Source organism: Rhizobium sp. NFR03 (assembly GCF_900111275.1).
GTDB lineage: Bacteria > Pseudomonadota > Alphaproteobacteria > Rhizobiales > Rhizobiaceae > Ferranicluibacter.
Window position 1 is genome coordinate 910,860 of record NZ_FOGR01000001.1, and the last position, 25,143, is coordinate 936,002.

Genomic DNA, 25,143 nt, shown 5'->3' on the forward strand with positions numbered 1-25,143 from the left:
TTTGTTTTCACCTGGTGTCTGCAGCACGACAGCGCGCACGAGCGTGGAACACTACTCCTCGGGCGGCGGCATGTCCCCGACCAGATCCGGAAGCCCAACCCACCGGCAGGCGGGGTGTGACCCCGTCGCTTCGAACAGATGGCCAAGAAACGCCCACACGGCCTCGTCATGGACGAGGTGATGCGTAAGCAGGCCAAGACAACCGTCGGTCTCCAGACAGACGTTCAGCCGCGAGACGATCTCACGCCGCAAGGTATCTCTATCGCGGCAACCGCGGGTGCCGTGCCAGTCCATCACGTCGACATGCGTGTTGATCATCGGCAGCGCTGCGGGTTTCTCCGGTCCATAAACCGAGAAAGCCCGGAAACCTAGCCGGGAGAGGCTCGGCAGGAGCGCCGTATCGATCCGGTTCCACGGCGGAACGAGCACGGGCTGGAACCGGCTGCCATGCAGGGCCGAAAGCTTGCCAAAGCCCAACGAAAGCTCCGCCAGAACGACATCTATCGGACGATCCGCTCCAAGTTCCCGTTTCTTGAATGGCTCGATCGCATGATTGGCATGCCGCCACCCGTGCACCGTCACGCTCGCAAGCGGTGCATTTTCGAGCCGCTCTACCAGCGCTTCGCCCGTCGGCTCCGGAATGACCGCAAGCGCCACGGGAACACCATGGGCGTCCGTCAGGTCCAGCAGTCGGTCGAGCGCCGGCGTCGGGTCGATGGCGTCATCGTCGCGCAGCCAGAAGCGGGCGATCTTTCCCGCCTCCTGAAAGCGGTCGAGCACGGCGGTGATATCGGTATCTGCCCTCGCGTTCATGGCCGTGGCTCCCGCGTCACATGAACATGCCGGTCGAGAATGTCGCCGAGCCGGGCGGCGGCGGGCGCAAGCCCGCGTTCCCCCCCTGCAAACAATCGAGCCTCCACGCCCATGGCTTGCCGCCGCGTCTCATCGCGGAGAAAACCGGCAATGGCCTGCGCGTAGGCCTCCGTATCGCTTGGCGGCGTCAGCACGCCCGTGTGCCCGTTTTCCACCACTTCGGGAACGCCGGCAATCGCCTGCGCCACCACGGGCAGACCTGCGGCCTGCGCCTCCAGATAGGCAAGCCCGTAAGCCTCGCCGCAGCCGGGCCAGACATAAAGCGCTGAGGTCGACAGGAGAGCCGCGACCTCTTCCGCAGATCGCTCGCCGCACCACACGACCCGGCCGGGCCCAAGCGGTGCGAACAGAGCTTCCACTTCGGCGCGCGCTTTTCCGTCGCCGATGATCGACAGCGTGAAGGGGAGATGCAGCAGGCGCGAAAGCGCATCGGCCAGCATCCGGTAGCTGTCCATTTTGTCACCCGGACGCATCATCGCCACGGTGACGAGACGACCGGGATGTGGCGCTGGTTCACGGGCGAGGAAGAGCGCGGGATCGATGAACGGCTGCATCCGCTCGACGCACGCAACCGGCGCACCGTCGAGAATGCCGATCCTGTCGCGCTCGGTCATGCAGATATTGACGGATGCCGACGTCAGCGTTTCGAGAAGAGCCCCCTGCGCCGCGGCCCATCCGTCCCTGTCGCGACGTGCGGAATAGGAAGCCTCGACCGTAACGTAACCGAGACCATAAGCGCCGGAGAGGGACGGCCCCAGCAGATCGGGCGCCTTGTAATAGGGGTGATAGCAGAACCAGCAGTCGGGTACGCCATTCGCTTGCCAATCCTGCGAGATGCGTTCACGCTCAACGGCCGCCATCGCCTCGATACCGCCAATGTCCTCCGGCGCCCGCAGGAAACTGCGCAACTCGGAGACGAGCGTCACCTGATGCCCGGCCAGCTCCAGCGCCTGCATCATCAGCCTCGACATGAGCCGGTCGCCGGAGGGCACCGGATGACGGGGCGATTTGAGGGGGGCGTAGAATGCGATTTTCATGCGCCTTGATCTACACCATCCTCGCCTCCGCCTCCAAACGCTTCTGCTCGAACATGATTCCGGTCGGATCGCTCGGGTCAGTGTGCCTGCTGACGCGGCGATAAAATATTCTTGAACAGGCCGCGATGAGTATTCCGTCATCCGCGCGCTACATTTGGCTCATCGTCAATGCGTCGCCTGACGCCGTCATAAAGACAGGAACTTCGATGAAAACGCGTGCTTGCCTCCTTGCCGGAACCGTCCTGACCGCACTCTTCGCCGCCGGTCCCATCATGGCGCAGTCGACGGGCGACACCTCTCCGATCGACCATGTCGAAGGACAACCGCCCGCCACCGGCGAGGTGAAGGCCGCGGGCAAGCCGGTCGAGACGGAAGAGGCGAACGCTCCCGACCAGAAACCTGCCTTCGAGAACCAGACGCGCGCGCCGCAGCCGGACAAGATGCCGACCGTTACCCATCAGGCAGTCGCGGAAGGCCTGCCGCAGCTCTGGTCCATGGAGTTCCTGCCGGACGGCCGCATGCTGGTCGCCGCCAAGAAGGGCTCCATGCATATCGTCGGTGCCGACGGCAAGCCCAGTACGGCGCTGAAAGGCGTTCCCGCCGTCATCTCGGACGGTCAGGCCGGCCTGCTGGACGTCGCCATCGCTCCGGACTTCGCCACCTCCAACCGCATCTTCTTCTCGTTTTCCGAGCCCCGCGAAGAGGGCAATGGCACCTCCGTCGCCTCCGCCCGGCTGGTCACCGACGAGCAGGGCGGCGCGGCGCTGGAAGATGTCACCGTCATCTTCCGCCAGATGCCTGGCTACGACAACACCAAGCACTACGGCTCCCGCCTCGTCTTCAGCAACAATGGCGAACTCTACGTGACGGTGGGCGAACGCTCCGACCGCGAGACGCGGGTTTTCGCGCAGGACCTGAAGAGCGGCTTCGGCAAGGTCTTCCGCATCGATACCTCAGGCAAGGCGCTCGCCGACAACCCGTTCGCCGGCAAGGGCGACGCACAGCCGGAAATATGGAGCTACGGCCACCGCAACCTGCAATCGGCAGCACTCGACGCCAAGGGCCGGCTCTGGACCGTCGAACACGGGCCGAAGGGCGGCGACGAGCTGAACATGCCGAAAGCTGGCCTCAACTACGGCTGGCCGGTCATCACCTACGGCATCGACTATAGCGGCTCTGCGATTGGCGACGGCATCACCGCGAAGGACGGCATGGAGCAGCCTGTCTACTATTGGGATCCGGTCATCGGCCCCTCCGGCATGGTGTTCTACAGCGGTACCGAGTTTCCGGAATGGGACGGTGCGGCCCTTATCGGTGGCCTCGTTTCCACCGGCCTTGTCGTGCTGCACATGGATGACGACAAGGTCAGCCATGAGGAGCGCATACCCCTCGATGCCCGTATCCGCGACGTGAAGATCGGCCCCGACGGCGCGATCTATGCCGTCACTGAAAACCCGAAGGAGGGTACGTCGGCCATCCTGAGGCTCGCGCGGCAGGGCTGATCGCGCGCAGCCATTCGGCAACTTTTTCGGAGGTGGCGGGTTGATGATCCGCCACCTCTTATCAAGGACAAGAAACCCGACATGGCCCGCAACAGCTTCTGGAAAGGCTACCTCCGGCTCTCGCTCGTCACCGCCTCGGTTTCGCTAACGCCCGCGACCACCGAGAGCGAAAAGGTCCGCTTCCACGTCCTGAACCGCGCCACGAAAAACCGCGTGGAAAGTCGTTACATCGATAGCGTGACCCACAAGAAGGTTGCGGACAAGGACCAGGTCAAGGGCTTCCCCAAAGGCGAGGACGACTATGTCCTGCTCGAAGACGACGAGATCGAGGGTGTCGGTCTCGAGAGCACACGCACCATCGACATCTCCACCTTCGTACCCCGCGATTCCATCGACTGGATCTGGTACGACAAGCCGCATTTTCTCGTACCCGAAGACAAGGTCGGCGCAGAGGCCTTCTGCGTGATCCGCGAGGCGATGACCCGCAAGAACGTCGTCGGCATCGCCCGCCTTGTCCTCTATCGCCGGGAGCGCGCCGTACTGCTCGTTCCCAACGGCAAGGGCATCGTGTTGTGGACACTGCACTATGGAGAAGACGTTCGCGAGGCCATCGCGGAACTCGACGTGAAGGCGAAGGGCGACAAGGCGGAGATGACGGCGCTCGCAAAGCTCGTCGAGAAGGACAAGGGGGCGTGGAGCCCGACGCTGGTTCAGGACCCCGTCCAGAAGAAAATCAAGGCCTTCATCAAGAGCCGCCAGAAGAAGGACGGCAAGCCGGCCACGAAGGCGCGTGCTCCCGTCAAATCCTCTGGCAACGTCATCAACATCATGGATGCCCTGAAGAAAAGCCTGCAACAGGAGAAGAGCGGCTAAGGCCACGCTTCTCCGTGTTCTCCCTTAGGCTTTCGGAAGCACCTTTGCGGCGGAGAAGAACCCGTCCCAAGGGTCTTTCTTCAAAGCGGACAGCCGGGGAGGCATGTTATCGACCGTGAAGTAATCCGGCCCGATGGCCTCCGACAGTTCCGACCATTCGAGCGGTGCCGAGACGCCTGCACCCGGCCGCGCGCGCGTTGAGTACGGTGCAACCGCCGTCGCTCCGCGACCGTTCCGAAGATAGTCTATAAAGATCCGCCCGCGACGCTTGGCCTTGGTCGCCACCGCGAGGTAGCGATCCGGATCCTTCTTCGCCGCATCCGTTGCAAGTGCCTTGGCGAAGGCTTTGACAGCCGGCCATCCGGCGGAGGGTTTCAAGGGAACCACCACATGCAGGCCCTTGCCGCCGGATGTCTTGACGAAAGCAGCGAGCCCCTTCGCCTCTATCTCTTCCTTCAAGAGAAGAGCGGCCTCGATGATCTCTGCCCAGCTCACGTCCTCCCCGGGATCGAGGTCCATGGTGATCATGTCGGGCTTTTCCCAGTTCCGCGTCGTCGCTCCCCAGGGGTGAATCTCGAGCGCTGCGGACTGGACGAGCGCGATGAGGCCGTCAAAATCGGTGATGCGCAACGATGGCTCGCCCGCTTTGTCCTTCGGGTCCTTGATCTGGTCGATTGCCTTGTTGATCCCGCGCCAGGCATGCTTCTGAAAGAAGCGCTGCTTGCCGTCTATGCCATCCGGGCAGCGCAGCAGCGAAAGCGGACGGTCCACTACATAGGGCGCCATGAACGACCAGACCTGCGCGTAATATTCGGCCAGTCCCTGCTTCGTCACGCCTTCCCTTGGCCAATAGACCCTGTCCGGATGCGTCAGGGTGATCGCTGCCTTGGGAAGGGCTGGCGGTTTGCGGCCCTTTTCCGCGGCCGGGCTTTCCTGACGTACCTCGCTTGCCGGCTTGTCCTCTCGCAGACCGCGAAAAGACGCATGGCGCAAATTGCCATCCGCCGACCAGGCCCGGAACTCGACCTCCGCCACCAGCTTCGGCTCGACATAGTGCAGGCCGCGCCGCGCGTCCGCCGTCAACTTGTCACGGAACGGATTGTCCGAGCGCTCGATTGCAGAAAGCGCCTCGAACAGCATGTCTGCCGTCGCGTGGCTGAACCCGGTGCCGACACGGCCGACATGGCGCAATTCGCCATCCTCGTAGACGCCGAGCGCGAGCGCACCGATCGAATGATCCGATGTCGAGGACGGAGCATAGCCGCCGATCACGAATTCCTGACGCTCGGAGCATTTCGACTTGATCCAGCTGCCGTTGCGGCCCGAAAGATATTTGCCGGATCTTTCCTTGGACACCACGCCTTCGAGGCTCAAACGGCAGGCATGCGTCAACACGAGATCGCCATTGTCCTCGAAATGTTCGCTGAAGCGAACAGTGGGGCTGTCGGCGAGGATGAGCTTCTGCAACAGGTTCTTGCGGTCGATCAGCGCTGCATTTCTCAGGTCGTGCCCGTCGAGATGCAGAATATCAAAGGCGTAATAGATGAACCGGTCGCTACGCCCGACGCTCAGATCCTCCTGCAAAGCAGAAAAGTCGGATGCGCCATTGTCCTTCTGCACGACGATCTCGCCGTCGATCAGCGCCGTTTCCACCGGCAGGCCGATGAAAGCCGCTGCCACCTGATCGCCGAACCGATCCGTCCAGTCGAGGCCGCTTCGGGTGAGCAGCCGGACCGTGCCGTTCTCGATGCGCGCCTGCAGGCGGTAGCCATCGAACTTGATCTCGTGCACCCATCGCTCGCCGGACGGCGCCTTGGGTTTGAGGGTCGCCAGCGCCGGCTCCACGAAATCCGGCAGCGCCGCCTTCTTCGCGCCCTTCGGCCAGGCATGCGCCTGCCCCTCCGCAGCCGTCGTCACCTTGGCAGGCTTGCCACGTTTTTGCGCAGCAGGCTTCGATGTGCTTGCCTTGCCTTTGGCCGTGCTCTTCGAGTTCCAGGTATCGTCGGGGTTATCTGCCACGTCCTTCAGGTCTCGCCCCGATTTCACGGATTCCGGTCGCTCCTTGAGGATGTCGAAGCTGTCGTCCCGGGCCGCCTCGTCATCGCCCTTGATCAGCAGCCAGTTTTCGCGCGTCTCGCCCGGTCGGCCATGCATGCGCACCAGATGCCACCGCCCCTGAAGCTTCTCCCCCTCAAGCGTGAACTCCAGATGACCTTTGCGATACGCCTTCGCGAGATCGCCGATCGGCGCCCATGTGCCGCGATCCCAGACGATCACCGTGCCGCCGCCATATTGACCCTTGGGGATCACCCCTTCAAAATCTCCGTAGGAGAGCGGATGATCCTCGACATGGACCGCCAGCCGCTTGTCTTCCGGGTTGAGGCTCGGCCCCTTGGTCACGGCCCAGCTTTTCAGCACGCCATCCATTTCCAGCCGGAAATCATAATGCAGCCGCGTCGCATCGTGCTTCTGGATGACGAAGCTCGCGCCGCTTGCTGCAGCCTTCCGCTTACCGGATCTGGCAGCCTCGCCTTTCGGCTCCGGCGTTGCGTCGAAACGTCGCTTGGCGTTGTAGGTGTCGAGGCTCATGCCTAACTCGCCTTCTTCTGCCGGGAGCCTGAAGCCTTGCCCTTGGCACCGGGTTTTTCCTTCGTGCCCGAACGCGCAACGCTCTGACGCAGGGCCTCCTTGAGGTCGACAACGTTGTTGTGCTTCGGCGGCGCCTTCTTTTCGATGGTCCGCCCCTCGATCTTCGCCTTCACCAATTCAGCCAGCGCATCGTTATAGCGATCGGAATAGCTCTCCGGATCGAAACTGCCGGACTTCGTGCCGATAATGTGCCCGGCAAGCTCCAGCATTTCATCGTCGAATTCGATCTCGGGAATGGACTTGAACGCGGTCTTCGCCGAGCGAACCTCGTAATCGAAGTTGAGCGTCGTCGCGATCAGCGTGTCGTCCTGAGGGCGGATGAGAACGGTGCGATTGCGCCGGAAGAGGATGGCGTCCGCAATCGCGGCAACGTTCTCATCGCGCATCGTGCGCGCGATCAGCGCGAGCGTTTCCTCGTCGTGATCCTCGACAGGCGCGAGATGGTAGGGCTTGTCGAAATAGAGCGTATCCACCGCATCGATGGCGATGAACCGCGTGACCTTCAGCACCTTGTCGCTATCGGGCATCAGAGCCGCCAGCTCATCCCCCTCGATCGCGATATAATCGCCATTGTCGAGCGGATAGCCCTTTATCTGGTCGTCGCGTTCGACCGGCTTGCCGGTTTCGCTGTCCACGAACTGCCGTTCGACCCTATGCCCGGTCTTGCGATTGATGATGTTGAACGAGATCTTATCCGACGAGGAGATGGCGGTGTAGAGACCGATCGCGCAGGTGAGATCTCGCAGTTTCAGCTGGCCTTTCCAGCTCGCCCGTCGTGCCATCCGTCGCGTCCTCGCTACTCTGTTCGCTTCCGTGTGCAAACCAAACGGAATGGCCGGGCAGAGGTTCCGGCCGGAACATTCCAACCCGCATCCAGTTGAGTGGCATCTCCAGATTTAGGGCGAACCGGATTTAGGCAGGCCGGACGAAACAGGAAAGGGTTTGCTATGCTTCAAGCCGATGCCGAACGAATGGCCATTCCCATCGTGATCACGCTGAATGGGAGGCAAGAGCAGCTGAACGTCGCTCCATGGGTCACCCTTCTCGACCTGCTGCGCGGGCCGATGGAGCTGCCGGGCACCAAGAAAGGCTGCGACCATGGCCAGTGCGGCGCCTGCACCGTCCTGATCGACGGACAGCGCGTCAATTCCTGCCTCAAACTCGCCGTCACACTCGATGGGGCCGAGATCACCACGATCGAAGGGCTTGGACAGCCCGGAAACCTTCACCCGCTGCAGCAGGCCTTCGTCGATCACGACGCCTACCAGTGCGGCTACTGCACGCCCGGACAGATCTGTTCCGCCGCCGGCCTCATGAGTGAAGGCCACGCGCATTCGCGCGAGGAGATCCGCGAACTGATGAGCGGCAATCTCTGTCGATGCGGAGCCTACACCAACATCGCGGATGCGATCGAGCAGGTGATGGGCCAGACTTCCAAAGACTTCAAGGAGGCTGCGGAATGAAACAGTTCTCTTACATCCGCGCCGAAGATGTCGCGGGCGCCGTGGCAGCCCTTGCCGCAGATCCGCAAGCAAAGCTTCTGGCAGGCGGCACCAATCTGGTCGACCTCATGAAATACGATGTCATGAGCCCCGCTACGGTCATCGACATCAACCGCCTGCCATTGAAGGACATCGAGACCCTTGAAGATGGCTCACTCAGGATCGGCGCACTGGTCAGCAACGCGGCCCTCGCTTATGATCCTGTTATCATCGAGCGCTTTCCTCTGCTGGCGAGCGCCGTCCTTGCGGGCGCGTCCCCCCAGCTGCGCAATGCCGCGACCACCGGAGGTAACCTCCTCCAGCGCACACGCTGCTACTATTTCTACGACCCGGCAAGCCCGTGCAACAAGCGCGAGCCGGGGTCCGGCTGCGGCGCGATCGGCGGTGTGAACCGCATCCACGCGATCCTCGGCACAAGCGCGTCCTGCATCGCCACGCACCCCTCCGACATGTGCGTTGCCTTGGCGGCGCTCGACGCGGTGGTGGAGGTCGAGGGCCCGGATGGTCGCCGCGACATTTCCTTCCTCGACTTCCATCGCCTACCCGGCGACGAGCCGCAACATGACAACACGCTCGCACCAAACGAGATGGTCGTCGCCCTACGCCTGTCGCCGGATCATTTTGCTGCAAACCACAGCTATCTGAAAATCCGCGACCGCCTGTCCTACGCCTTTGCCCTCGTCTCGGTTGCCGCTGCCATCGACATGAAGGACGGCGAGATCGTGGATATCAGGGTGGCGCTGGGGGGCGTCGCGCACAAGCCATGGCGCGATCCGCTCGCCGAAGCCGAGTGCGCCGGGAAGCCTGCCAATGAGGCGACGTTCCGCCAGCTGGCACAGCGGCTTCTTGCCGGCGCCAAGGGTCAGGGCGGCAACGATTTCAAGATCCCGATGGCTGAGCGGACGATCATCCGCGCCCTGACGCAGGCCGCCAGCGGCACGCCGCAGGTCCAGTCCGAAAAAGCCATCCGCTAGGAGACCGTCATGTTCAACCCGTCCAAAATCGTGGGAGTGCCGGTCTCCCGTATCGATGGCCCGCTGAAGGTCTCCGGCAAGGCACCCTATGCGGCCGAGCACTACGAGCCGGGAATGCTGCACGGCGCGGTTGTCGTCTCGACCATTGCCAGCGGCAAGATCCGCAGCATCGACACGTCGAAGGCAGAGGCTTTCCCCGGTGTCGTCAAGGTCTATACGCATGAGAACCGCCCGAGCGCTGCCTGGTGGGACAGCAAGTGGCAGGACAGTGTCGCCCCGCCCGGCAGCCCGTTCCGGCCCCTCGAAAAGCCGCAGATCCAGTACGACGGTCAGCCGGTCGCACTGGTCATCGCGGAAACCTACGAGGCTGCCCGCGATGCCGCCTCGCTCGTCACCGTGGAATACAAGGCGGAAACGCCGGAGACCAATCTTCTCAAGGTGTACCCGAATTCCTACGAGCCGAAGAAGAAGCGCTCCGGCATCCAGCCGCCGCCCAAGCCCCGCGGCAAGCCGGAAGAGGCCTTCGCAGGGGCCGCCTACAGGATCTCGGCGGAATACGTGATGGAGGGCGAGCACCACAATCCGATGGAGCTGTTTGCCACCACCGTGTTCTGGGAGAACGACAAGCAACTGACGGTGCATGACAAGACGCAGGGGTCTCAGGCCTCGCGCGACTATATCTGCAACATCTTCGGGCTCGACCCGGATGATGTCGTGGTCAAGAATGCCTATGTCGGCGGCGCCTTCGGCCAGGGCCTGCGCCCGAAGCATCAGCTCTTCCTTGCGGTCATGGCGAGTCTCGACCTCAAGCGTTCCGTGAAGGTGGAAATGTCGCGACAGGAGATGTTCGCGCTGACATGGCGGCCTTCCTCCGTGCAGACAGTGTCGCTGGCTGCCGATGCGGACGGCATGCTGCAATCGGTCATGCACCACGCTGTCGAGGCGACATCGCGTTACGAGGACTATCAGGAGACGGTCGTCAACTGGTCGGGCCTTGCCTACAAATGCGACAATGCCAAATTGACCTATGAGCTCGCCCAGGTCGATATGTCGACGCCCGGCGACATGCGCGCTCCGGGTGCGGCGACGGGCGTTCTGGCGCTCGAATCCGCCATGGACGAGCTTGCATCGGAAATCGGCATGGACCCGCTGGAGCTGAGGGTGAAGAACTTCATCCACTTCGACCAGAACGACGACAAGCAGCTGACGTCGAAGGCGCTGCATTCCTGCTACCGCGAGGGCGCGGCAGCGTTCGGCTGGAACCAGCGGTCGACAGCGCCCCGCTCCATGCGCGACGGGCACGATCTCGTCGGCTGGGGCATGGCGACCGGCTTCTGGGAAGCCGGCATGGCGCAGGCGGAGGCAAAAGTCCGCTATGCGATCGACGGCAAGGTCACGGTGTCTGCCGCGGCAACCGATATCGGCACCGGCACCTACACGATCCTTGCCCAGCTGGGGGCCGAGGCATTCGATGTGCCGATCGAATCCGTCCACGTCGCGATAGCGGATTCGACCTTGCCGACCACAGGCGTGGAAGGCGGATCCTGGACGGCGGCCTCCACCGGCTCCGCGGTGCAGATCGCGGCGGAAGCGGTCAAGGCCACGCTGCTCGACATGGCGCAGGACATGGACGCGTCCCCGCTCGCCGACGCGACGCCGGAGGAGGTCGTGATCCGGGATGGACGGCTGGTGCTGGATGTCAACAGCCAGGTCGGCGTGGCCCTGTCGGATATTCTCGCCTCGAAACAACTGTCCTCCGTCGAGGAGCCCGGCAAGGCCGGGCCGGACATGCTGCAGATGCGCAAGTTTGTGAGCTACACCCACTCCGCAGTGTTCGTGGAGGTCAAGATTGACGAGCAGCTCGGCGTTATCAGGGTGACACGCGTGGTCAGCGCCATCGGCGCCGGCCGCATCCTCAATCCCAAGACGGCCCGCAGCCAAATTCTGGGCGGCATCGTCATGGGTATCGGCATGGCGCTGCACGAGGAAGGCATGATCGACCATCGCACCGGCCGCATCATGAACCATAATCTCGCCGAATATCACGTGCCTGTTCACGCCGACATTCCCGACCTTGAGGTGATCTTCGTCGAGGAACACGATGACAAGGCAAGTCCGATCGGCGTCAAGGGCCTTGGCGAAATCGGCATCGTCGGTGTGGCCTCAGCGGTCGCAAATGCGATCTATCATGCGACCGGCACCCGCTTCCGCCACTTCCCCATCACCATCGACAAGATCCTCGAAAGCGAGTTGAAGCACTGATGACCCAGCTTCCCCAAAAGCTTGAACGCTATCGTTCAGACGTCGAGATCATCGAGAAGGACGAGCCGGAAACGTCCCGTGCGCTGGCCGATACGCTGCTGTCCATCGCCCACACCACATGGCGCAATGGCGGCCACGCCGTGCGCAGCGTGCATGCGAAGAGCCATGGCCTGCTCGATGGCGAGTTGGACATCCTGCCGGATCTGCCCGCACCTCTGGCCCAAGGCATCTTCGCAAAGTCCGGCCGGCACAAGGCGGTCATTCGCCTCTCGACGTCGCCGGGCGATATCCTCCACGACAGCGTGTCGACACCGCGCGGCTTCTCTCTGAAGATCCTCGATGTCGATGGAGAGCGCCTGCCGGGCGGACTGGAAGGTTCGACCAGCCAGGATTTCCTGATGGTCAATGGCAAGCAGTTCAACTCGCCGAGCGCCAAGGCCTTCCTGAAAAACCTCAAGGGTCTGGCGCTGACCACGGACCGCATGGAGCGGACGAAGGAAGTGGCATCGAAGGTCTTCCGCGCCGTGGAAAGCGCGCTGGAGACGTTCGGCGCAGAGAGCGCAACGTTGAAGACGCTCGGCGGCCATCCCGAAACGCATATTCTCGGCGAGAGCTTCTTCACGCAGCTGCCGCATCGCTATGGCGACTATATCGCCAAGTTTGCACTGGTCCCGGTGAGCGAGAACCTGAAAGCCCTGAAGGATCAGCCGATCAATGCGAACAAGGACGAAGATGCGCTGCGGCACGCGGTCCGCAGCTTCTTCGGCGGCGAGACGGCAACATGGGAACTGCGCGTGCAGCTCTGTACGGATCTGGAAACCATGCCCGTCGAAGATGCGTCCGCCCTCTGGGACGAAGACGAAAGCCCGTTCATCCCGGTCGCAAGGCTGACTGTGAGATCGCAGGATGCCTGGACGGACGAAAAGCAGAAGCGCATCGACGACGGCATGTCCTTCCGCCCGTGGAACGGCATCGTCGAGCACCAGCCGCTCGGCTCCATCATGCGGATGCGCCGCGAAGCCTATGACAAATCCGCAGCCTTCCGCTCGGAGCGCAACCCCGTGCCCGTGCGCGAACCCGGCGCCCGCTGTCCCATTGCCGCCGAATAAGGCGGGGATACGAATGCCGCAGCGTTTCCGTGCTGCAGCAGAGACTGGAATAAGGAAATTTGCATGAATCGCTTCAAAGACAAGGTTGTCATCATCACCGGTGCAGCCTCCGGCATCGGCGCGGCGACAGCGCGCCGCTTCTCCGACGAAGGCGCTTGCGTCGTTATGGTCGATAAGGATGGAGAGACGCTCACGACGTCCGCGCAGGCCTTTCCGAAAGATCGCACCCTCGTGCAGGTCGCCGATGTCTCCCAATCCACGTCCGTAGACGCGCTGGTGGAAACCGCGGTCCATCGCTTCGGGCAGATCGATGTCCTCGTCAACAATGCGGGTACCGCCGAGAGCGGCAAGCCGGAGGAAATAACCGACGATGCCTGGCGCAAGGTCATGGCGACGGATGCGGACGGTGTTTTCTACGGCTGCCGCGCCGCAATCCCGCATCTGGAAAAGACCGGCGGCGTCATCGTCAACACCGCCTCCGTTTCGGGCATGGGCGGTGACTGGGGGATGAGCCCCTACAACGCCGCCAAGGGCGCCGTCGTCAACTTCACCCGCGCGCTGGCCATGGACCTCGGCAAGCGCGGCATCCGCGTCAACGCAGTCTGCCCCAGCCTCACCCGCACCGGAATGACGCAGGACATGATGGACGACGAGCCCCTGCTCCAGACGTTCTACGAGCGCATCCCTCTCGGTCGCGTCTGCGAGCCAGAGGAGGTCGCGTCCGTTATCGCCTTCCTCGCCAGCCCGGATGCCAGCTTCATCACCGGCGCCAATATCGCGGTTGATGGTGGCGTCTCCGCCTCCAACGGTCAGCCACCTCAATAGGCTTTCAGACCATGCAAAAAAGCCCGCCTGCTGTTTCAGCAAGCGGGCTTTTTTGCATCCAAGACCGGCTATCGCACGATCCGCACCGGCACCGATTTCGCAGCCGGCACCTTGCTCCGCTCGGCATGTTGCCAAAGCGGGATCAGCACGTTGCACTCCGGATAATAGGCGCCACAGCATCCGTCCGGAATGTCGTAGGGTACGATCTGCAGACCATCGATCCGGCGCGCGACGCCGTCATCGGCAACGGTTTCGAGCGCGATTTTCTCGCCTGCCCGCGCTCCGATCCGCGCCATCTCCCGTTTGTTGAGGAACAGCACCATGCGCGTGCCGTCCACCCCACGGAACCGGTCGTCATAGCCATAGACCGTCGTGTTGAACTGGTCGTTCGAGCGTAGCGTCATCAGTCGCAGTACGTCGGGGCCGTCTCCGGAAAAGCTTGCCGACAGCGACGTCGGTAGCTTGAACTCGGCCTTTCCACTCTCCGTCTTCCAGATCCTGTCGCGCACCGGCAGGGGCTTCTCCATGCCGCCCGGCGTGTGCATCCGCTTGTTGAAGTCCTTGAAGAGGTCGGGATAGGTCGCCTCGATCGCATCGCGCACGGTGGCGTAATCGTCCACCCACCGATCCCAGGGAACCCGCAGGTTCGGTGCGAGAGACGCCTTCGCCAGTTCGGCGACGATGCGGATTTCCGACTGGAGCGTATCGGCGGCCGGCGCATGGAACCCCTTCGACCCGTGAAAACAGGACGTACTGTCCTCCATCGTCACGGTCTGAGGTCCGCTCGCCTGCCGGTCTATCTCGGTGCGGCCAAGGCATGGCAGGAGATAGGCGACACGGCCATTGAAAAGGTGGCCGCGATTGAGCTTGGTCGCGATCTGCACCGTCAGCCGCATACGCGGCCATGCCTCCTCCATCAGCCCCTGCTCCGGCACGGCTCGCAGAAAGTTGCCGCCGAGGCCGATGAAGGCGTCCACCGTTCCCTCGATGATGCCCTTGCAGGCATCCACGGTCGCCAGCCCCTCCTCGAGAGGCGGCTCGAAGCCATAGAGCTCCCGAAGCTTGTCGAGCGGCACCAGTTCCGGCTTCTCCGAAATCCCGACGGTCCGCTGGCCCTGTACGTTGGAATGACCCCGCACGGGACAGATGCCCGCGCCGGGACGGCCGAAATTGCCGCGCAACAGGAGGAGATTGACAAGCACCTGCACTGTCTGGACGCCGAGCTTGTGCTGGGTCAGCCCCATGCCATAAATACCCATGACGCTCTTTGCGCTCATGTAAACGCCGGCTGCTTCCGTGATCGCGGTGCGGCTGAGACCGGATTCCCGCTCCAGCGCCAGCCAGTCCTGCGCCCTGACATAGGCGATGAAGTCATCGACGCCGGTCGTGTGCTCGGCGAGGAATTCGCGGTCGAGCACGCCTTTGCCGCCGCGCTGCAGATCCGCATCGTCCGCCTCCAGCAGCGCCTTCGCCATGCCCACGATTACCGCGATATCGCCGCCGGCTTTCACCTGATGGTACTGGCAGGATATCTCGGTCGCGTTCTGCGTCAGCATCTGCACCGGATCCTGAGGATTGACGAACCGCTCGAGGCCGCGCTCCTTGAGCGGATTGAAGGTGACGATCCGCGCTCCGCGCTGCACGGCCTCCTGCAACTGATGCAGCATGCGCGGGCTGTTCGAGCCCGGGTTCTGCCCGAAGAAGAACATCGCATCCGCAGCCTCGAAATCGTCCAGCCGCACGGTGCCGACCGGTTGGCCGATGCTTTCCAGCAGACCGACGGACGTCGATTCATGGCACATATTCGAACTATCCGGCAGGTTGTTATTGCCGTAAAGCCGGGCCAGCAGGGCATACATATAGGACGTCTCGAGCGAGGCGCGGCCCGATGCGTAAAACACGGTTCGCTTGGGGTCCTCCGCCTGGATCGCCTTCATCTCCGCGCCGATGGCGGCATAGGCGTCTTCCCAGCTGGTTTCGACATAGCGATCGGTCGCGGCATCGTAGCGCATCGGATGCGTCAGGCGACCGGTGGATTCGAGCTTGAAATCGTCCCAGCTCTTCATTTCCGTCAACGTATGGCGTGCAAACAGCTCCGGCGTCGCACGGTCGGCCGTCAGCTCCCAGAATGTCGCCTTCGCACCATTCTCGCAAAACTCCGCCGGATGAGGCTTTGCAGGCTTTGCCCAGGCACAGCTGACACAGGCAAACCCATCCGGCTTGTTCTGTTTGGAAAGCCCCGGCAGGATGGAAACCGGCCGCTTGCTCTGCCGCGCCTGGCGCATCAGCGACTTGACCGACCCCCATCCGCCGGCAGGCGCGGCGTAGGTCGTGATCTTGGGCACGTTGGACATATCGGAAGCTCCAGAGACGGTAGCAACAGGAACGACCTCAGGCCACACCGGTTCCGCTTCAACATCAACTTACCCCCCGAGCCGAAACGGAAAGCAGACAAAGCTTTTCAAGCACCGGGAAACATGACCATTTTCAGGTTTTTCCGTCGTTTTTACCACTTGCCATTGCGGGCTTGCGCAACATATCGCCAAAACAGGCTTTCGACACGATGGACTTACTGAACACAGGAGAGACGCGGCGATTTCAGGACGGCTCCAGACCCCGCCTCACATTCACTGTCGCCTGACGCCGGCGATCCTCTTCAGGAGCGCGGTCCTTCCCGGGTGTGTTTTCCTTTCCGGTTGTTCCGGCAAACAGTCGGCACTCGATCCCGCCGGCGTCGAGGCAACATCTGTCCATCATCTCTTCATCGTCATGGTCGTCGGCGGCGCCATCATCTGGGCGCTGGTGGTCGGGCTGTTGCTGTATGCGGGTCACGCCCGGCGGGAGCCGATCACGGCCCGCAAGGCGAGCTGGCTTATCCTTGGCGGTGGCGTCGCATTCCCTGTAATTGTCTTGTTCTGCCTGCTCGCCTATGCCGTCTGGCTGATGCCGCAGATCCGGCCCTTCATGCCCGCGCTGATGGACAACAAGCCGCAGATCGAGGCGACCGGCGAGCAATTCTGGTGGCGCCTGCGCTATCTGGACGACGGCGGCAATACGGCTTTCGAGACCGCGAACGAATTGCGGCTCCCGGTCGGCGAACGGACGACGTTCCGGCTGAAGGCGGCTGATGTCATACACTCCTTCTGGATCCCGTCGCTCGGCGGCAAGATGGACATGATCCCCGGTCGCGACAACGTGCTCTCGCTGGAGCCGACGAAGACGGGTGTTTATCGCGCCCCCTGCGCCGAATTCTGTGGCACGTCGCATGCCCTCATGGCCTTCTCCGTGATCGTCATGGAGCGCCCGGATTTCGACGCGTGGCGCCAGTCGCGCATCGAGGCGGCGGCTATGCCCCAACCGGCCCATCCCGGCCGAGACCTCTTCTTCCGTCACGGTTGCGCTGCCTGCCATACCATCGCGGGCACGCCGGCCATCGGCCGCATCGGGCCGGACCTCACCCGCATTGGCGAACGCCAGACCATTGCGGCGGGCACGCTGGCAAACACCAAAGACAACATTGCCCGCTTCATCCGCGAGCCCGATGCCATCAAGCCCGGCGTCGAGATGCCGGCTTTCGGCATGCTGCCCGATGGTGACATCGAAGCCATAGCCGCCTGGCTCGGAGGCCTGAAATGAGCGCGAACGTTCCCTTGGCCCCCGCACCGGAAGCACCGCCGGAGATCCGTGCCGCGCAGGAGGAACGTCTGCGCAAGGTGTGGACGACGCCATCGGGCTGGCGCTACTGGACCTCGGTCAACAATACGGAGATCGGCCTCTGGTACGGCGCGGCGGCTTTCATCTTCATGCTCTTTGCGGGCCTTCTCGGCCTCATGGTGCGCGTGCAGCTCGCCGTGCCCGAGAACACCTTCATCTCCGCCGATCTGTTCAATCAGGCGTTCACGCTGCACGGGACCATCATGATGTTCCTGTTTGCGGTGCCGATCTTCGAGGCCGTGGCGATCTACCTGCTGCCCTCGATGCTCGGCACGCGGGAACTGCCCTTCCCGCGCCTCTCGGCCTTCGGCTTCTGGAGTTTTGCGCTCGGCGGCGTCTTCGTCTGCGGCTCGATCTTCTTCAACGCCGCGCCCAATACGGGCTGGTTCATGTACCCGCCGCTCGCCACCGACAAGGAATATTCCGGCATTGGCGCCGATATCTGGCTGCTCGGCCTCTCCTTTATCGAGGTCGCCTCCATTGCCGCCGCCGTCGAGCTGATCGTCGGGATCATGAAATGCCGGGCGCCCGGCATGCGCATCAATCTCATGCCGCTCTTTGCCTGGTACCTGTTGATCGTCGCCGGTATGATCCTCTTCGCATTTCCGCCGCTGATCGCCGGCGACATCCTGTTCGAGATGGAGCGGATGTTCGACTGGCCTTTCTTCGATGCGGCGCGTGGCGGAGATCCCCTGCTCTGGCAGCACCTGTTCTGGATCTTCGGCCATCCCGAGGTCTACATCATCTTCCTGCCCGCCATCGCCATCATGGCCATGGTCGTGCCCACCTTCTCGCAGCGCCCCATCGTTGGTTACTCCTGGATCGTGCTGGCGGCCGTCGGCACCGGGTTCCTGAGCTTCGGGCTCTGGGTCCACCATATGTTCGCGACCGGCCTGCCGCAGATGTCGCTCGCCTTCTTCTCGGCGGCATCCGAGGCGGTCGCCATTCCCACGGGCGTGCAGATCTTCGTCTTCATCGCCACCATGCTGGCCGGGCGGGTCATCTTCTCCGTGCCGATGCTGTTCGGCGCGGGTGGGCTTGCCATCTTCATCATCGGAGGCCTGACCGGCGTCATGGTGGCGCTGGTGCCCTTCGATTGGCAGGCGCACGATACCTACTTCATCGTCGCCCACCTCCACTACGTCCTGATCGGCGGCATGCTCTTCCCGGTCGTTGCCGGCATCTACTATTATTATCCCCTGCTGGACGGAAAAAAGCTTTCCGACAGGCTCGGCAAAATCGCCTTCTGGTTGATGTTCACCGGCTTCAACACCGCCTTCTTCCCCATGCATTTCGCGGGTCTGCGCGGCATGCCCCGCCGCGTCTTCACCTACCCGGCGGATGTCGGCTGGGACTGGTTCAATATGATCTCGACCATCGGCGCCTTCATCTTCGCAGCCGGTGTCGGGCTCGTGGTGATCGACGTCGTCAGGCCGAAGAAGAAGCAGCCGCGCTGCCCCGAGAACCCCTGGAATGCCGGTACGCTGGAGTTTATCGGCTCGCCTGACGAGAAATGGGGTGTGCGCTCCGTTCCCGTCATCCACAGCCGCTACCCCGTCTGGGACCAGAAGGATCTGGTCGAAAACATCAGCGCCGGCCGCTACTTCCTGCCCGACAGCCAAAGCGGGCAGCGCGAAACGCTGGTGACGACCGTACTCGATGCGCGTCCCGTCCAGTGCCTGCGCGTCGGTGGCACATCCGTCGTGACCATCGTGGCCGCGCTCTCGCTCGGCGGTGTCTTCATCGCCCTCACCTTCCACTGGTGGCTGGTCACCATCGCCTGCGCCGTGATAACCCTCGGCGCCATCCTCTACTGGCTGTGGACAGGCACGGCGACCATTCCGGAATCCGACGACTATGATGTCGGCATGGGCGTCCGCCTGCCGGTCTATGCCTCCGGCCCGGACTCCGTCGGCTGGTGGGCGATGTTCATCACCATGGTCGGCGACGGCACCGCCTATGCCAGCCTGATTTTCGGCTATTTCTTCTACTGGACGATCCATGACGACTTCACCGGCGGCCATGCCGGCCCCGGCGTGTTCTGGCCGATGGTGGCGCTGACGCTCTTCGTCATCGCCTGGGGCGCAATGCTTGCGGCCCGCAGCCTGAACGCCCACGACAGGCCGCGCCTGACACAAGCAGCACTCGGCGTAGCCGCGCTTCTGTCGCTCGGCGGATGCGCGGCCGGGCTCGCCGGTCCCTTTGCCTACGAGATGGACCCGACGCTCTACGTCTATCCCGCCATCGTCTGGGTCGTCGCCATCTGGACGGTCGTCCACGGCGCCGTCGGCATCATCATGCAGCTCTACTGTCTTGCCCGCAGCCTGACCGGCCGCATGACGGCGCGCTATGACATGGATATCGACAATGTCGTGCTCTACTGGCACTTCATGGTCATCACCGCCGTGACGTCCTTCGGCGTCCTCGGCCTGTTTCCGCTGGTGAGGTGAGACATGCGGTGGATCAAGGAAATCGAGACCTTCTGGACGCTGTTCACAGCGCCAACGGTCTGGGCGCTTCATTTCCTCGTCTGCTATGTCGCCGTTGCCGTTTACTGCGCCAAGCAGGGCGCGCTCGCCATGTCCTTCGAGACGATGCGCTGGCTGCTCGGCGGCATCACGGTCGCTGCACTCGCCGTCATCGTGCTATCGGCCTGGCTTGCGTGGCGGCAATGGGGTTTCGGCACAGAGGTGCCGCCCCACGATGCCCCGACACAGGACGACCGGCGCAAGTTCCAGGGCTTTGCCACTCTGTTGCTGTCGGGCCTCAGCTTCGTCTCCGTCCTCTACGTCACGGTTCCGCTTTTCTTCATCGGAGCCTGCCAGTCATGATCCTCGCCCGTAAGGTAGCCCTTCTCTCCGGTTTCGCCGTCCTCGCCGCCATAACAGCCGGGGTCGTCGCCAGCTGGAACGAATCCTCCTTTGCCGCCCATATGATCCTGCATATGGCCATCGTCGCTATCGCTGCCCCTTTTCTCTCCATCGCACTGTCCGGGACCCGGCTCGATCCGCTGCGCCGCATGCCCTGGATGACGCCTCTGCTGGCCTCGCTTCTCGAACTCGTCATCGTCTGGTTCTGGCACGTGCCGGCGGTACGCGCTCTGGTCGAGGCGAGCCCGGCCCTCGGTCTTCTGGAGCAGGGAATGTTTCTCGCGGGCGGCCTTATCCTCTGGCTTGCCTGCCTCGGCGGTGCTGCCGACGGGCGCATGGGACGGCAACTTGCCGGCACGCTGGGGCTGCTCTTCACCTCCATGCACATGACGCTTCTGGGAGTGCTCCTCGCGCTCAGCCCCCGACCGCTTTATGGCGAGGGCGACGTCACCTGCTTCGGCATACCACTTGGCGCTACCATCGATCAGCAGGCCGGCGGGGTCGTCATGCTCGCCGTCGGCGCCGTCTCCTATCTCATCGGCGGCGTCGCCCTGCTCGCCGGCATCCTCAACCGTGACCAACAGACGGGAGAGGCCAGATGCTGATCCGCTGGCGCCACGTCGTCGCCACGCTGGTGGCCCTTCCGCTCCTCGGCTTCTTCATCGGCTGGCTCGGCATCATCCCGCTCGGCGCAAGCGGCGGGCACTGGGCGGTCACCGACTGGTTCCTGCATTGGGTCATGCGCAACTCGACACGCACCGCGGCTCTGCGCGTGGAAACGCCACCGCCGCTCGACGATCCCGCCCGCCTGCCGCTGGCGGCCGGTCAGTTCGAGATGGGCTGCGCCCGCTGCCATGGATCACCCGCGCAGGGCCGCTCGGCCGCAACACTGGCCATGCTGCCGCCGCCTCCGGATCTCGGGCGCGTGGTGCCGACCTGGACCGATGCCGAACTGTTCCAGATCGTCCAGCACGGTATTCGCTACACCGGCATGCCGGCCTGGCCGACCACCAACCGCGAGGACGAGGTCTGGTCGATGGTTGCCTTCCTGCGCAAGGTGCCGGGCATGCACGCGGATACCTATCGCGAGTTGGCAGGCCTCTCCGCCACGCCATCCGGCACGGTCGAGCCGCCCTCCATGACCTGCGACAGCTGCCACGCCGAAAGCCGCCTCGATGCGGGCAGCCTCATTCCCTCGCTCGCCGGGCAATCCGTAGCCTATCTTCTCGAGAGCCTGCGCGCCTATGCCGAAGACAAGCGCCCGAGCGGCGTCATGCAGACCGCCATGAGCGCGCTCGACAAGGATGATTTTCCCGCGCTTGCCGCTGCCTATGCCGCCCGGCCGCGCCAAAGACTGGCACCGGAAAGTGCCGACCCTCAAGCTCTCGATCACGGCCGCAGGCTCGCCGAGACCGGAGATGCGGCCCGCCGCATCCCTGCCTGCCTCACCTGTCATGAGAAACGCGATGGGAACCCGTCCTATCCCCGGCTCTCCGGTCAGAGCCCGGCCTATCTCGCGACCCAGCTCCGCCTGTTCGTCTCGGGAAAACGCGGCGGCGGGCCCTATGCGGACCTGATGAAGACAGCCGCCGAAAATCTTGATGAGGCCGACATTCAGGCGCTCTCCGCCTACTTCGCCAGCCGCTAAGTCTCTTCCTCCCCGGGGTAGTTGTTCCCCTGCAGAAGGCCTGCGAGATGCGCGGCATTGCGGGTCATCATGTCGATGGCATTCGTAACCGCCTCGGGTATCTCTTCGAGATCGGAGAAATTGGTCGATCCCATCGCCTCGCCAACCCAATAGGCAACCGCATTGGCCGGAAGGGTGAAGCCGAGATCGTTGAGCGCCTGGAACGCCTGCGCCGAGACATTGTGCGCGCCGTCCTCGTTTCCGACCACTGCGACGGTGGCAACCCGGCCATAGGAAACCATGCGTCCTTCCCCATCCATCTCGTCCAGAAACGCATCCATGCGCTCCAGTGCGCGCTTGGCGATGCTGGACAGCTGCCCGAGCCAGATCGGCGTTCCCAGAATGAGGATGTCGGCGGCAAGAAGCTTCTGGCGGATCGCCGGCCAGTCGTCACCCTCGCCTTCGTCGGACGTCACGCCCGGCAGGATGTTGTGCTCGCTCAACCGGACGATCTCGGTCTGAACATTGAGCTTCGAGAAGCTGGCGGAAATCAGCGACAGCAGACGCTCCGTCGAAGACGGCGTGTCGGAGGTGGACGGCTTGAGCGTCGCGTTGAGAGCGAGCGCCTTGAGACGCGGTTCGGTGTACGACATGATCTTATCCTGGAATGGCCTCATCGATGAGGCGGAAAAGGCGAAGGCCCGGAGCAAGAGTGCACCGGGCCCGTCGAGGGAGAAAGTTGAGATCAGAGGATCGGTTTGCCGCCTGTGACGGCGATGGTTGCGCCGGAGACGTAGCTGGAAAGCGGATCCGCGAGCATGACATAGGCCGTGGCTAGTTCCGCTGGCTGGCCCGGCCGTTTCATCGGCACCTGCTTGCCGAAATTCCGCAATTGCTCTTCCGGCATGGTGGAGGGAATGAGCGGCGTCCAGATCGGCCCCGGCGCCACCGCATTCGCACGAATGCCTTTCTCGGCGAGCATCTGGGCAAGGCCGGCGGTGAAGTTCTGGATGGCACCCTTGGTGGTGGCATAAGCGAGCAGCGACGGATTGGGATTGTCGGAGTTGATGGAGGCGGTGTTGACGATCGCGCTGCCGGGCTTCATGTGCGGCACCGCGGCCTTGGTGAGGTAGAACATCGCGTGGATATTGACGCGGAAGGTCATCTCCCACTCCTCGTCGCTGATCTCCCCGATATCGCTGAACGTCGCCTGATGCGCGGCATTGTTGACGAGGATGTCGATGCCGCCGAGATCGCGGACGGTGCGCTCCACGAGGTCGCGGCAATGGGAGGCATCCTGAATATCGCCCTTGAGGACCAGCGCCTTGCGCCCCTCCTTCTCGATCAGCGCGCGCGTCGCCTCGGCATCCTCGTCTTCGCTGAGATAGGCGATGGCGACGTCAGCCCCTTCCCGCGCATAGGCGAGCGCAACCGCACGGCCGATGCCGCTGTCGCCGCCGGTGATGAGCGCCTTCAGCCCTTTGAGGCGCCCGGAACCGACATAGCTCGTCTCGCCATGGTCCGGCACCGGGTTCATGGCTTGCGTCAGGCCGGGCATCGGCTGCTTTTCGGCGGAAAAAGGTGGTGTGGGATAATCTGGCATGGATCGTTCCTCGAGGATGGAGACCTGTGATGGAGCATCCCGAACAGGCAAGCGCCGGATTGGTTGCGCAGTGGCCGCAGGAACCTTAGCGACAGCCCGCGGTTCTTCTGGATGAGATCGGCCCATAGAGAGCCGACGCACGGCAGCCATCCGTCGGGACGGCGGTGCTTGTCCGTGCAGGATAAGGAGGAGCCACCATGCAGCCCATCAAGGAGCCAAGGGAAAAGGAAGATTATGCGGACCGCGCGCTCGATTGCCGCGAGGCGATCGGCGCCAAGGTTCAGCAGGTGACGGAAGCCGCCATGCATGCCGGCTGGAGCCGCGAGGAGATCAAGGCGGCCTTCATCGACATCGCAGAACACTGGAAGACCACGGACCACATCGTATAAGCGACCCGAAGCATGATTACACCCGCAACCGGAACATGGCGCCATCTCTGCGTCGATATGCAACGCCTGTTCGCCGAGGACACGCCATGGCATGTCGACTGGATGGGCCGCATCCTTCCCAACACCGTCGCCTGCGTGGAGCGGGCGCCGGAACGCACGATCTTCACCCGCTTCATTCCGCCCGCTTCCCCCAATGAGGCTATCGGCGCGTGGAAAGCCTATTACGAGAAGTGGCGCAACATGACGCGCGAGGCGCTGGAGCCCGGCATGCTCGACCTTGTGCCGGAACTGGCCCGTTTCGCCCCGCCCGCGCATATCTATGACAAGCCCGTTTACACCCCGTGGTTTGGCGGAGACCTGCAGCGCATCTTGCGCGCCGAAGGCGTGGAGACGCTGGTGATCACCGGCGGGGAAACCGATGTCTGCGTCATGACGACGCTGCTCGGCGCCATCGATCTTGGCTTCAATGTCATCCTGATCAAGGACGCGATCTGCAGCTCGGCTGACGAAACGCATGATGCGACGCTGCGTGTGCTTGGCAACCGGTTCTCGGTCCAGCTGGACATACTGGATACCGAGAACTGGCTGTCCCGCTCGTGATTGTCAGGCCCCGATCGTCAGGCCGCCATCTGCCGGCAGCTTTCAGCGCAGGCACGGCAAGCCGAAACGCATTCGTCCATGTCACCGACGGGTTCGCAATCATCGGCACAGGCTTTGCAAATGTCCGCGCAGGCACTGCTCCCTGTTTTGAACAAGGAGAGCGAACCGCGGGCCGCCGTCGAAGTTCCACGGACATCCGCGCGGATCCCGGCGATGGAACCTCCAGCCATTCGGACGGTTCACCTTGCAGATAGCGAGAGGAGACCGAAATGACAGAAGCATTCAAAAGCACCGGCGCTGCCGGCACGATCGACCAGAAGCCCCGCTGGGAAGGCCCCGAAGCCAGCCGCCCGAGCGGTTACCTGCCGGCGACCGACGATCCCGACCATCATCCCGACGCGAACGGCGAGACGCTGGCAGAGCCGGAACGTGCAAAGGCGACGGATGCAGGCAAGGTCAAGGGAGACTGATGATGACGGACAACCATAAGCCCGCCGCAGAGACGGACGCCAAAGGCGCCTTCAAGCGCCCCACCATCGGGCGCTACAACAACGGCGTCACGAGCGCGAAGCCAACCGTGCTGACAGGCTCCGACGACAGCACCGTCAACAGCGGCCCGGCCGGCGCCAAGCGCGAAAGCAAGGACTTCGACCTGAACTTCAACGAGCGCGACGCCAGCGCCGGAGAGCCTGGCAAGGCTTCCTGATACCCGCCACGTGGAATACGACAAGGCC

At 63.2% G+C, this 25,143-nt stretch carries 23 protein-coding genes and 1 pseudogene; 16 read left to right on the plus strand and 8 right to left on the minus strand.

Going from position 1 to position 25,143, the window contains the following annotated elements; all coding sequences use genetic code 11:
- Positions 1–51 precede the first annotated feature (51 nt).
- Both BSG19_RS04290 and BSG19_RS04295 read right to left on the minus strand, forming a co-directional pair.
- The gene (locus BSG19_RS04290) at positions 52–813 is read right to left on the minus strand and encodes a polysaccharide deacetylase family protein (protein ID WP_092985106.1); all 762 of its coding nucleotides are present in this window, start codon (positions 811–813) and stop codon (positions 52–54) included.
- Positions 810–1,910 (minus strand): glycosyltransferase family 4 protein, encoded by a 1,101-nt coding sequence (locus BSG19_RS04295; protein ID WP_092985108.1) that lies wholly within the window; start codon positions 1,908–1,910, stop codon positions 810–812. Before BSG19_RS04295 ends, BSG19_RS04290 begins: the two co-directional genes overlap by 4 nt.
- A gap of 206 nt (positions 1,911–2,116) precedes the next feature.
- Here BSG19_RS04295 and BSG19_RS04300 point away from each other — a divergent pair, with 206 nt between their 5' ends.
- Entirely contained in the window at positions 2,117–3,412 is a 1,296-nt protein-coding gene (locus BSG19_RS04300; RefSeq protein ID WP_092985621.1) for a PQQ-dependent sugar dehydrogenase, read from the plus strand.
- Between the two features lie 81 nt (positions 3,413–3,493).
- Complete coding sequence (locus tag BSG19_RS04305; RefSeq protein ID WP_092985110.1) at positions 3,494–4,285, plus strand: non-homologous end joining protein Ku; 792 nt, start codon at positions 3,494–3,496, stop codon at positions 4,283–4,285.
- A 24-nt stretch (positions 4,286–4,309) separates the two neighbouring features.
- Here BSG19_RS04305 and ligD read toward each other — a convergent pair whose 3' ends face one another.
- Positions 4,310–6,874 (minus strand): DNA ligase D, encoded by a 2,565-nt coding sequence (gene ligD, locus BSG19_RS04310; protein WP_092985112.1) that lies wholly within the window; start codon positions 6,872–6,874, stop codon positions 4,310–4,312.
- A gap of 2 nt (positions 6,875–6,876) precedes the next feature.
- Entirely contained in the window at positions 6,877–7,716 is an 840-nt protein-coding gene (locus tag BSG19_RS04315; protein ID WP_092985114.1) for a non-homologous end joining protein Ku, read from the minus strand.
- A 165-nt stretch (positions 7,717–7,881) separates the two neighbouring features.
- Between BSG19_RS04315 and BSG19_RS04320 the strand changes: the two genes are divergently transcribed.
- The 5 genes from BSG19_RS04320 (at position 7,882) to BSG19_RS04340 (ending at position 13,606) form a co-directional block, all read left to right on the plus strand.
- A complete protein-coding gene (locus tag BSG19_RS04320; protein WP_092985116.1) occupies positions 7,882–8,397 on the plus strand; it encodes a (2Fe-2S)-binding protein in 516 nt (171 codons plus the stop codon).
- On the plus strand, positions 8,394–9,410 hold the full coding sequence (locus BSG19_RS04325) for an FAD binding domain-containing protein (RefSeq protein WP_092985118.1): 1,017 nt from the start codon (positions 8,394–8,396) through the stop codon (positions 9,408–9,410). Before BSG19_RS04320 ends, BSG19_RS04325 begins: the two co-directional genes overlap by 4 nt.
- Positions 9,411–9,419: 9 nt before the next feature.
- Positions 9,420–11,672: a xanthine dehydrogenase family protein molybdopterin-binding subunit gene (locus tag BSG19_RS04330; RefSeq protein ID WP_092985120.1), complete on the plus strand. Its 2,253-nt coding sequence runs from the start codon at positions 9,420–9,422 to the stop codon at positions 11,670–11,672.
- Positions 11,672–12,781: a catalase family protein gene (locus BSG19_RS04335; protein WP_092985122.1), complete on the plus strand. Its 1,110-nt coding sequence runs from the start codon at positions 11,672–11,674 to the stop codon at positions 12,779–12,781. Before BSG19_RS04330 ends, BSG19_RS04335 begins: the two co-directional genes overlap by 1 nt.
- 63 nt (positions 12,782–12,844) lie before the next feature.
- The gene (locus BSG19_RS04340) at positions 12,845–13,606 is read left to right on the plus strand and encodes a meso-2,3-butanediol dehydrogenase (protein WP_092985124.1); all 762 of its coding nucleotides are present in this window, start codon (positions 12,845–12,847) and stop codon (positions 13,604–13,606) included.
- A gap of 68 nt (positions 13,607–13,674) precedes the next feature.
- On the opposite strand, the gene BSG19_RS04345 is transcribed toward BSG19_RS04340, so the two are convergent.
- Positions 13,675–15,960, minus strand: coding sequence for an FdhF/YdeP family oxidoreductase (locus BSG19_RS04345; protein WP_092985126.1), 2,286 nt, complete (start codon positions 15,958–15,960; stop codon positions 13,675–13,677).
- A gap of 295 nt (positions 15,961–16,255) precedes the next feature.
- On the opposite strand from BSG19_RS04345, the gene coxB reads away from it, so the two are divergent.
- The 5 genes from coxB to BSG19_RS04370 are packed head-to-tail and all read left to right on the plus strand — an operon-like array spanning position 16,256 to position 21,838.
- On the plus strand, positions 16,256–17,242 hold the full coding sequence (gene coxB, locus BSG19_RS04350) for a cytochrome c oxidase subunit II (RefSeq protein WP_280142393.1): 987 nt from the start codon (positions 16,256–16,258) through the stop codon (positions 17,240–17,242).
- Positions 17,239–19,770 carry a cytochrome c oxidase subunit I gene (ctaD, locus tag BSG19_RS04355; RefSeq protein ID WP_092985130.1) on the plus strand — a complete coding sequence of 844 codons (2,532 nt, stop codon included), beginning with the start codon at positions 17,239–17,241 and terminating at the stop codon, positions 19,768–19,770. Before coxB ends, ctaD begins: the two co-directional genes overlap by 4 nt.
- Positions 19,771–19,773: 3 nt before the next feature.
- On the plus strand, positions 19,774–20,151 hold the full coding sequence (locus BSG19_RS04360; RefSeq protein WP_092985132.1) for a hypothetical protein: 378 nt from the start codon (positions 19,774–19,776) through the stop codon (positions 20,149–20,151).
- Complete coding sequence (locus BSG19_RS04365; protein ID WP_092985134.1) at positions 20,148–20,795, plus strand: cytochrome c oxidase assembly protein; 648 nt, start codon at positions 20,148–20,150, stop codon at positions 20,793–20,795. Before BSG19_RS04360 ends, BSG19_RS04365 begins: the two co-directional genes overlap by 4 nt.
- Positions 20,789–21,838: a c-type cytochrome gene (locus BSG19_RS04370; protein ID WP_092985136.1), complete on the plus strand. Its 1,050-nt coding sequence runs from the start codon at positions 20,789–20,791 to the stop codon at positions 21,836–21,838. The genes BSG19_RS04365 and BSG19_RS04370 overlap by 7 nt, the downstream gene beginning before the upstream one ends.
- Here BSG19_RS04370 and BSG19_RS04375 read toward each other — a convergent pair.
- Both BSG19_RS04375 and BSG19_RS04380 read right to left on the minus strand, forming a co-directional pair.
- On the minus strand, positions 21,835–22,470 hold the full coding sequence (locus BSG19_RS04375) for a flavodoxin family protein (protein WP_092985138.1): 636 nt from the start codon (positions 22,468–22,470) through the stop codon (positions 21,835–21,837). The genes BSG19_RS04370 and BSG19_RS04375 overlap by 4 nt on opposite strands.
- 92 nt (positions 22,471–22,562) lie before the next feature.
- Positions 22,563–23,420 (minus strand): SDR family oxidoreductase, encoded by an 858-nt coding sequence (locus BSG19_RS04380; RefSeq protein WP_092985140.1) that lies wholly within the window; start codon positions 23,418–23,420, stop codon positions 22,563–22,565.
- A 197-nt stretch (positions 23,421–23,617) separates the two neighbouring features.
- Here BSG19_RS04380 and BSG19_RS04385 point away from each other — a divergent pair, with 197 nt between their 5' ends.
- On the plus strand, positions 23,618–23,809 hold the full coding sequence (locus tag BSG19_RS04385) for a hypothetical protein (protein ID WP_092985142.1): 192 nt from the start codon (positions 23,618–23,620) through the stop codon (positions 23,807–23,809).
- A 12-nt stretch (positions 23,810–23,821) separates the two neighbouring features.
- Entirely contained in the window at positions 23,822–24,409 is a 588-nt protein-coding gene (locus BSG19_RS04390; protein ID WP_092985144.1) for a cysteine hydrolase family protein, read from the plus strand.
- 17 nt (positions 24,410–24,426) lie between these two features.
- On the opposite strand, the pseudogene BSG19_RS26325 reads toward BSG19_RS04390, so the two are convergent.
- Positions 24,427–24,540, minus strand: a pseudogene (locus BSG19_RS26325) (four-helix bundle copper-binding protein); the annotation flags it as partial.
- A 138-nt stretch (positions 24,541–24,678) separates the two neighbouring features.
- On the opposite strand from BSG19_RS26325, the gene BSG19_RS04400 reads away from it, so the two are divergent.
- Together BSG19_RS04400 and BSG19_RS04405 are read left to right on the plus strand one after the other, a co-directional pair.
- A complete protein-coding gene (locus BSG19_RS04400; protein WP_092985146.1) occupies positions 24,679–24,879 on the plus strand; it encodes a hypothetical protein in 201 nt (66 codons plus the stop codon).
- A gap of 2 nt (positions 24,880–24,881) precedes the next feature.
- Positions 24,882–25,115, plus strand: a complete 234-nt coding sequence (locus tag BSG19_RS04405) for a hypothetical protein (protein ID WP_092985148.1) — start codon at positions 24,882–24,884, stop codon at positions 25,113–25,115.
- The last annotated feature ends 28 nt before the right edge of the window (positions 25,116–25,143 follow it).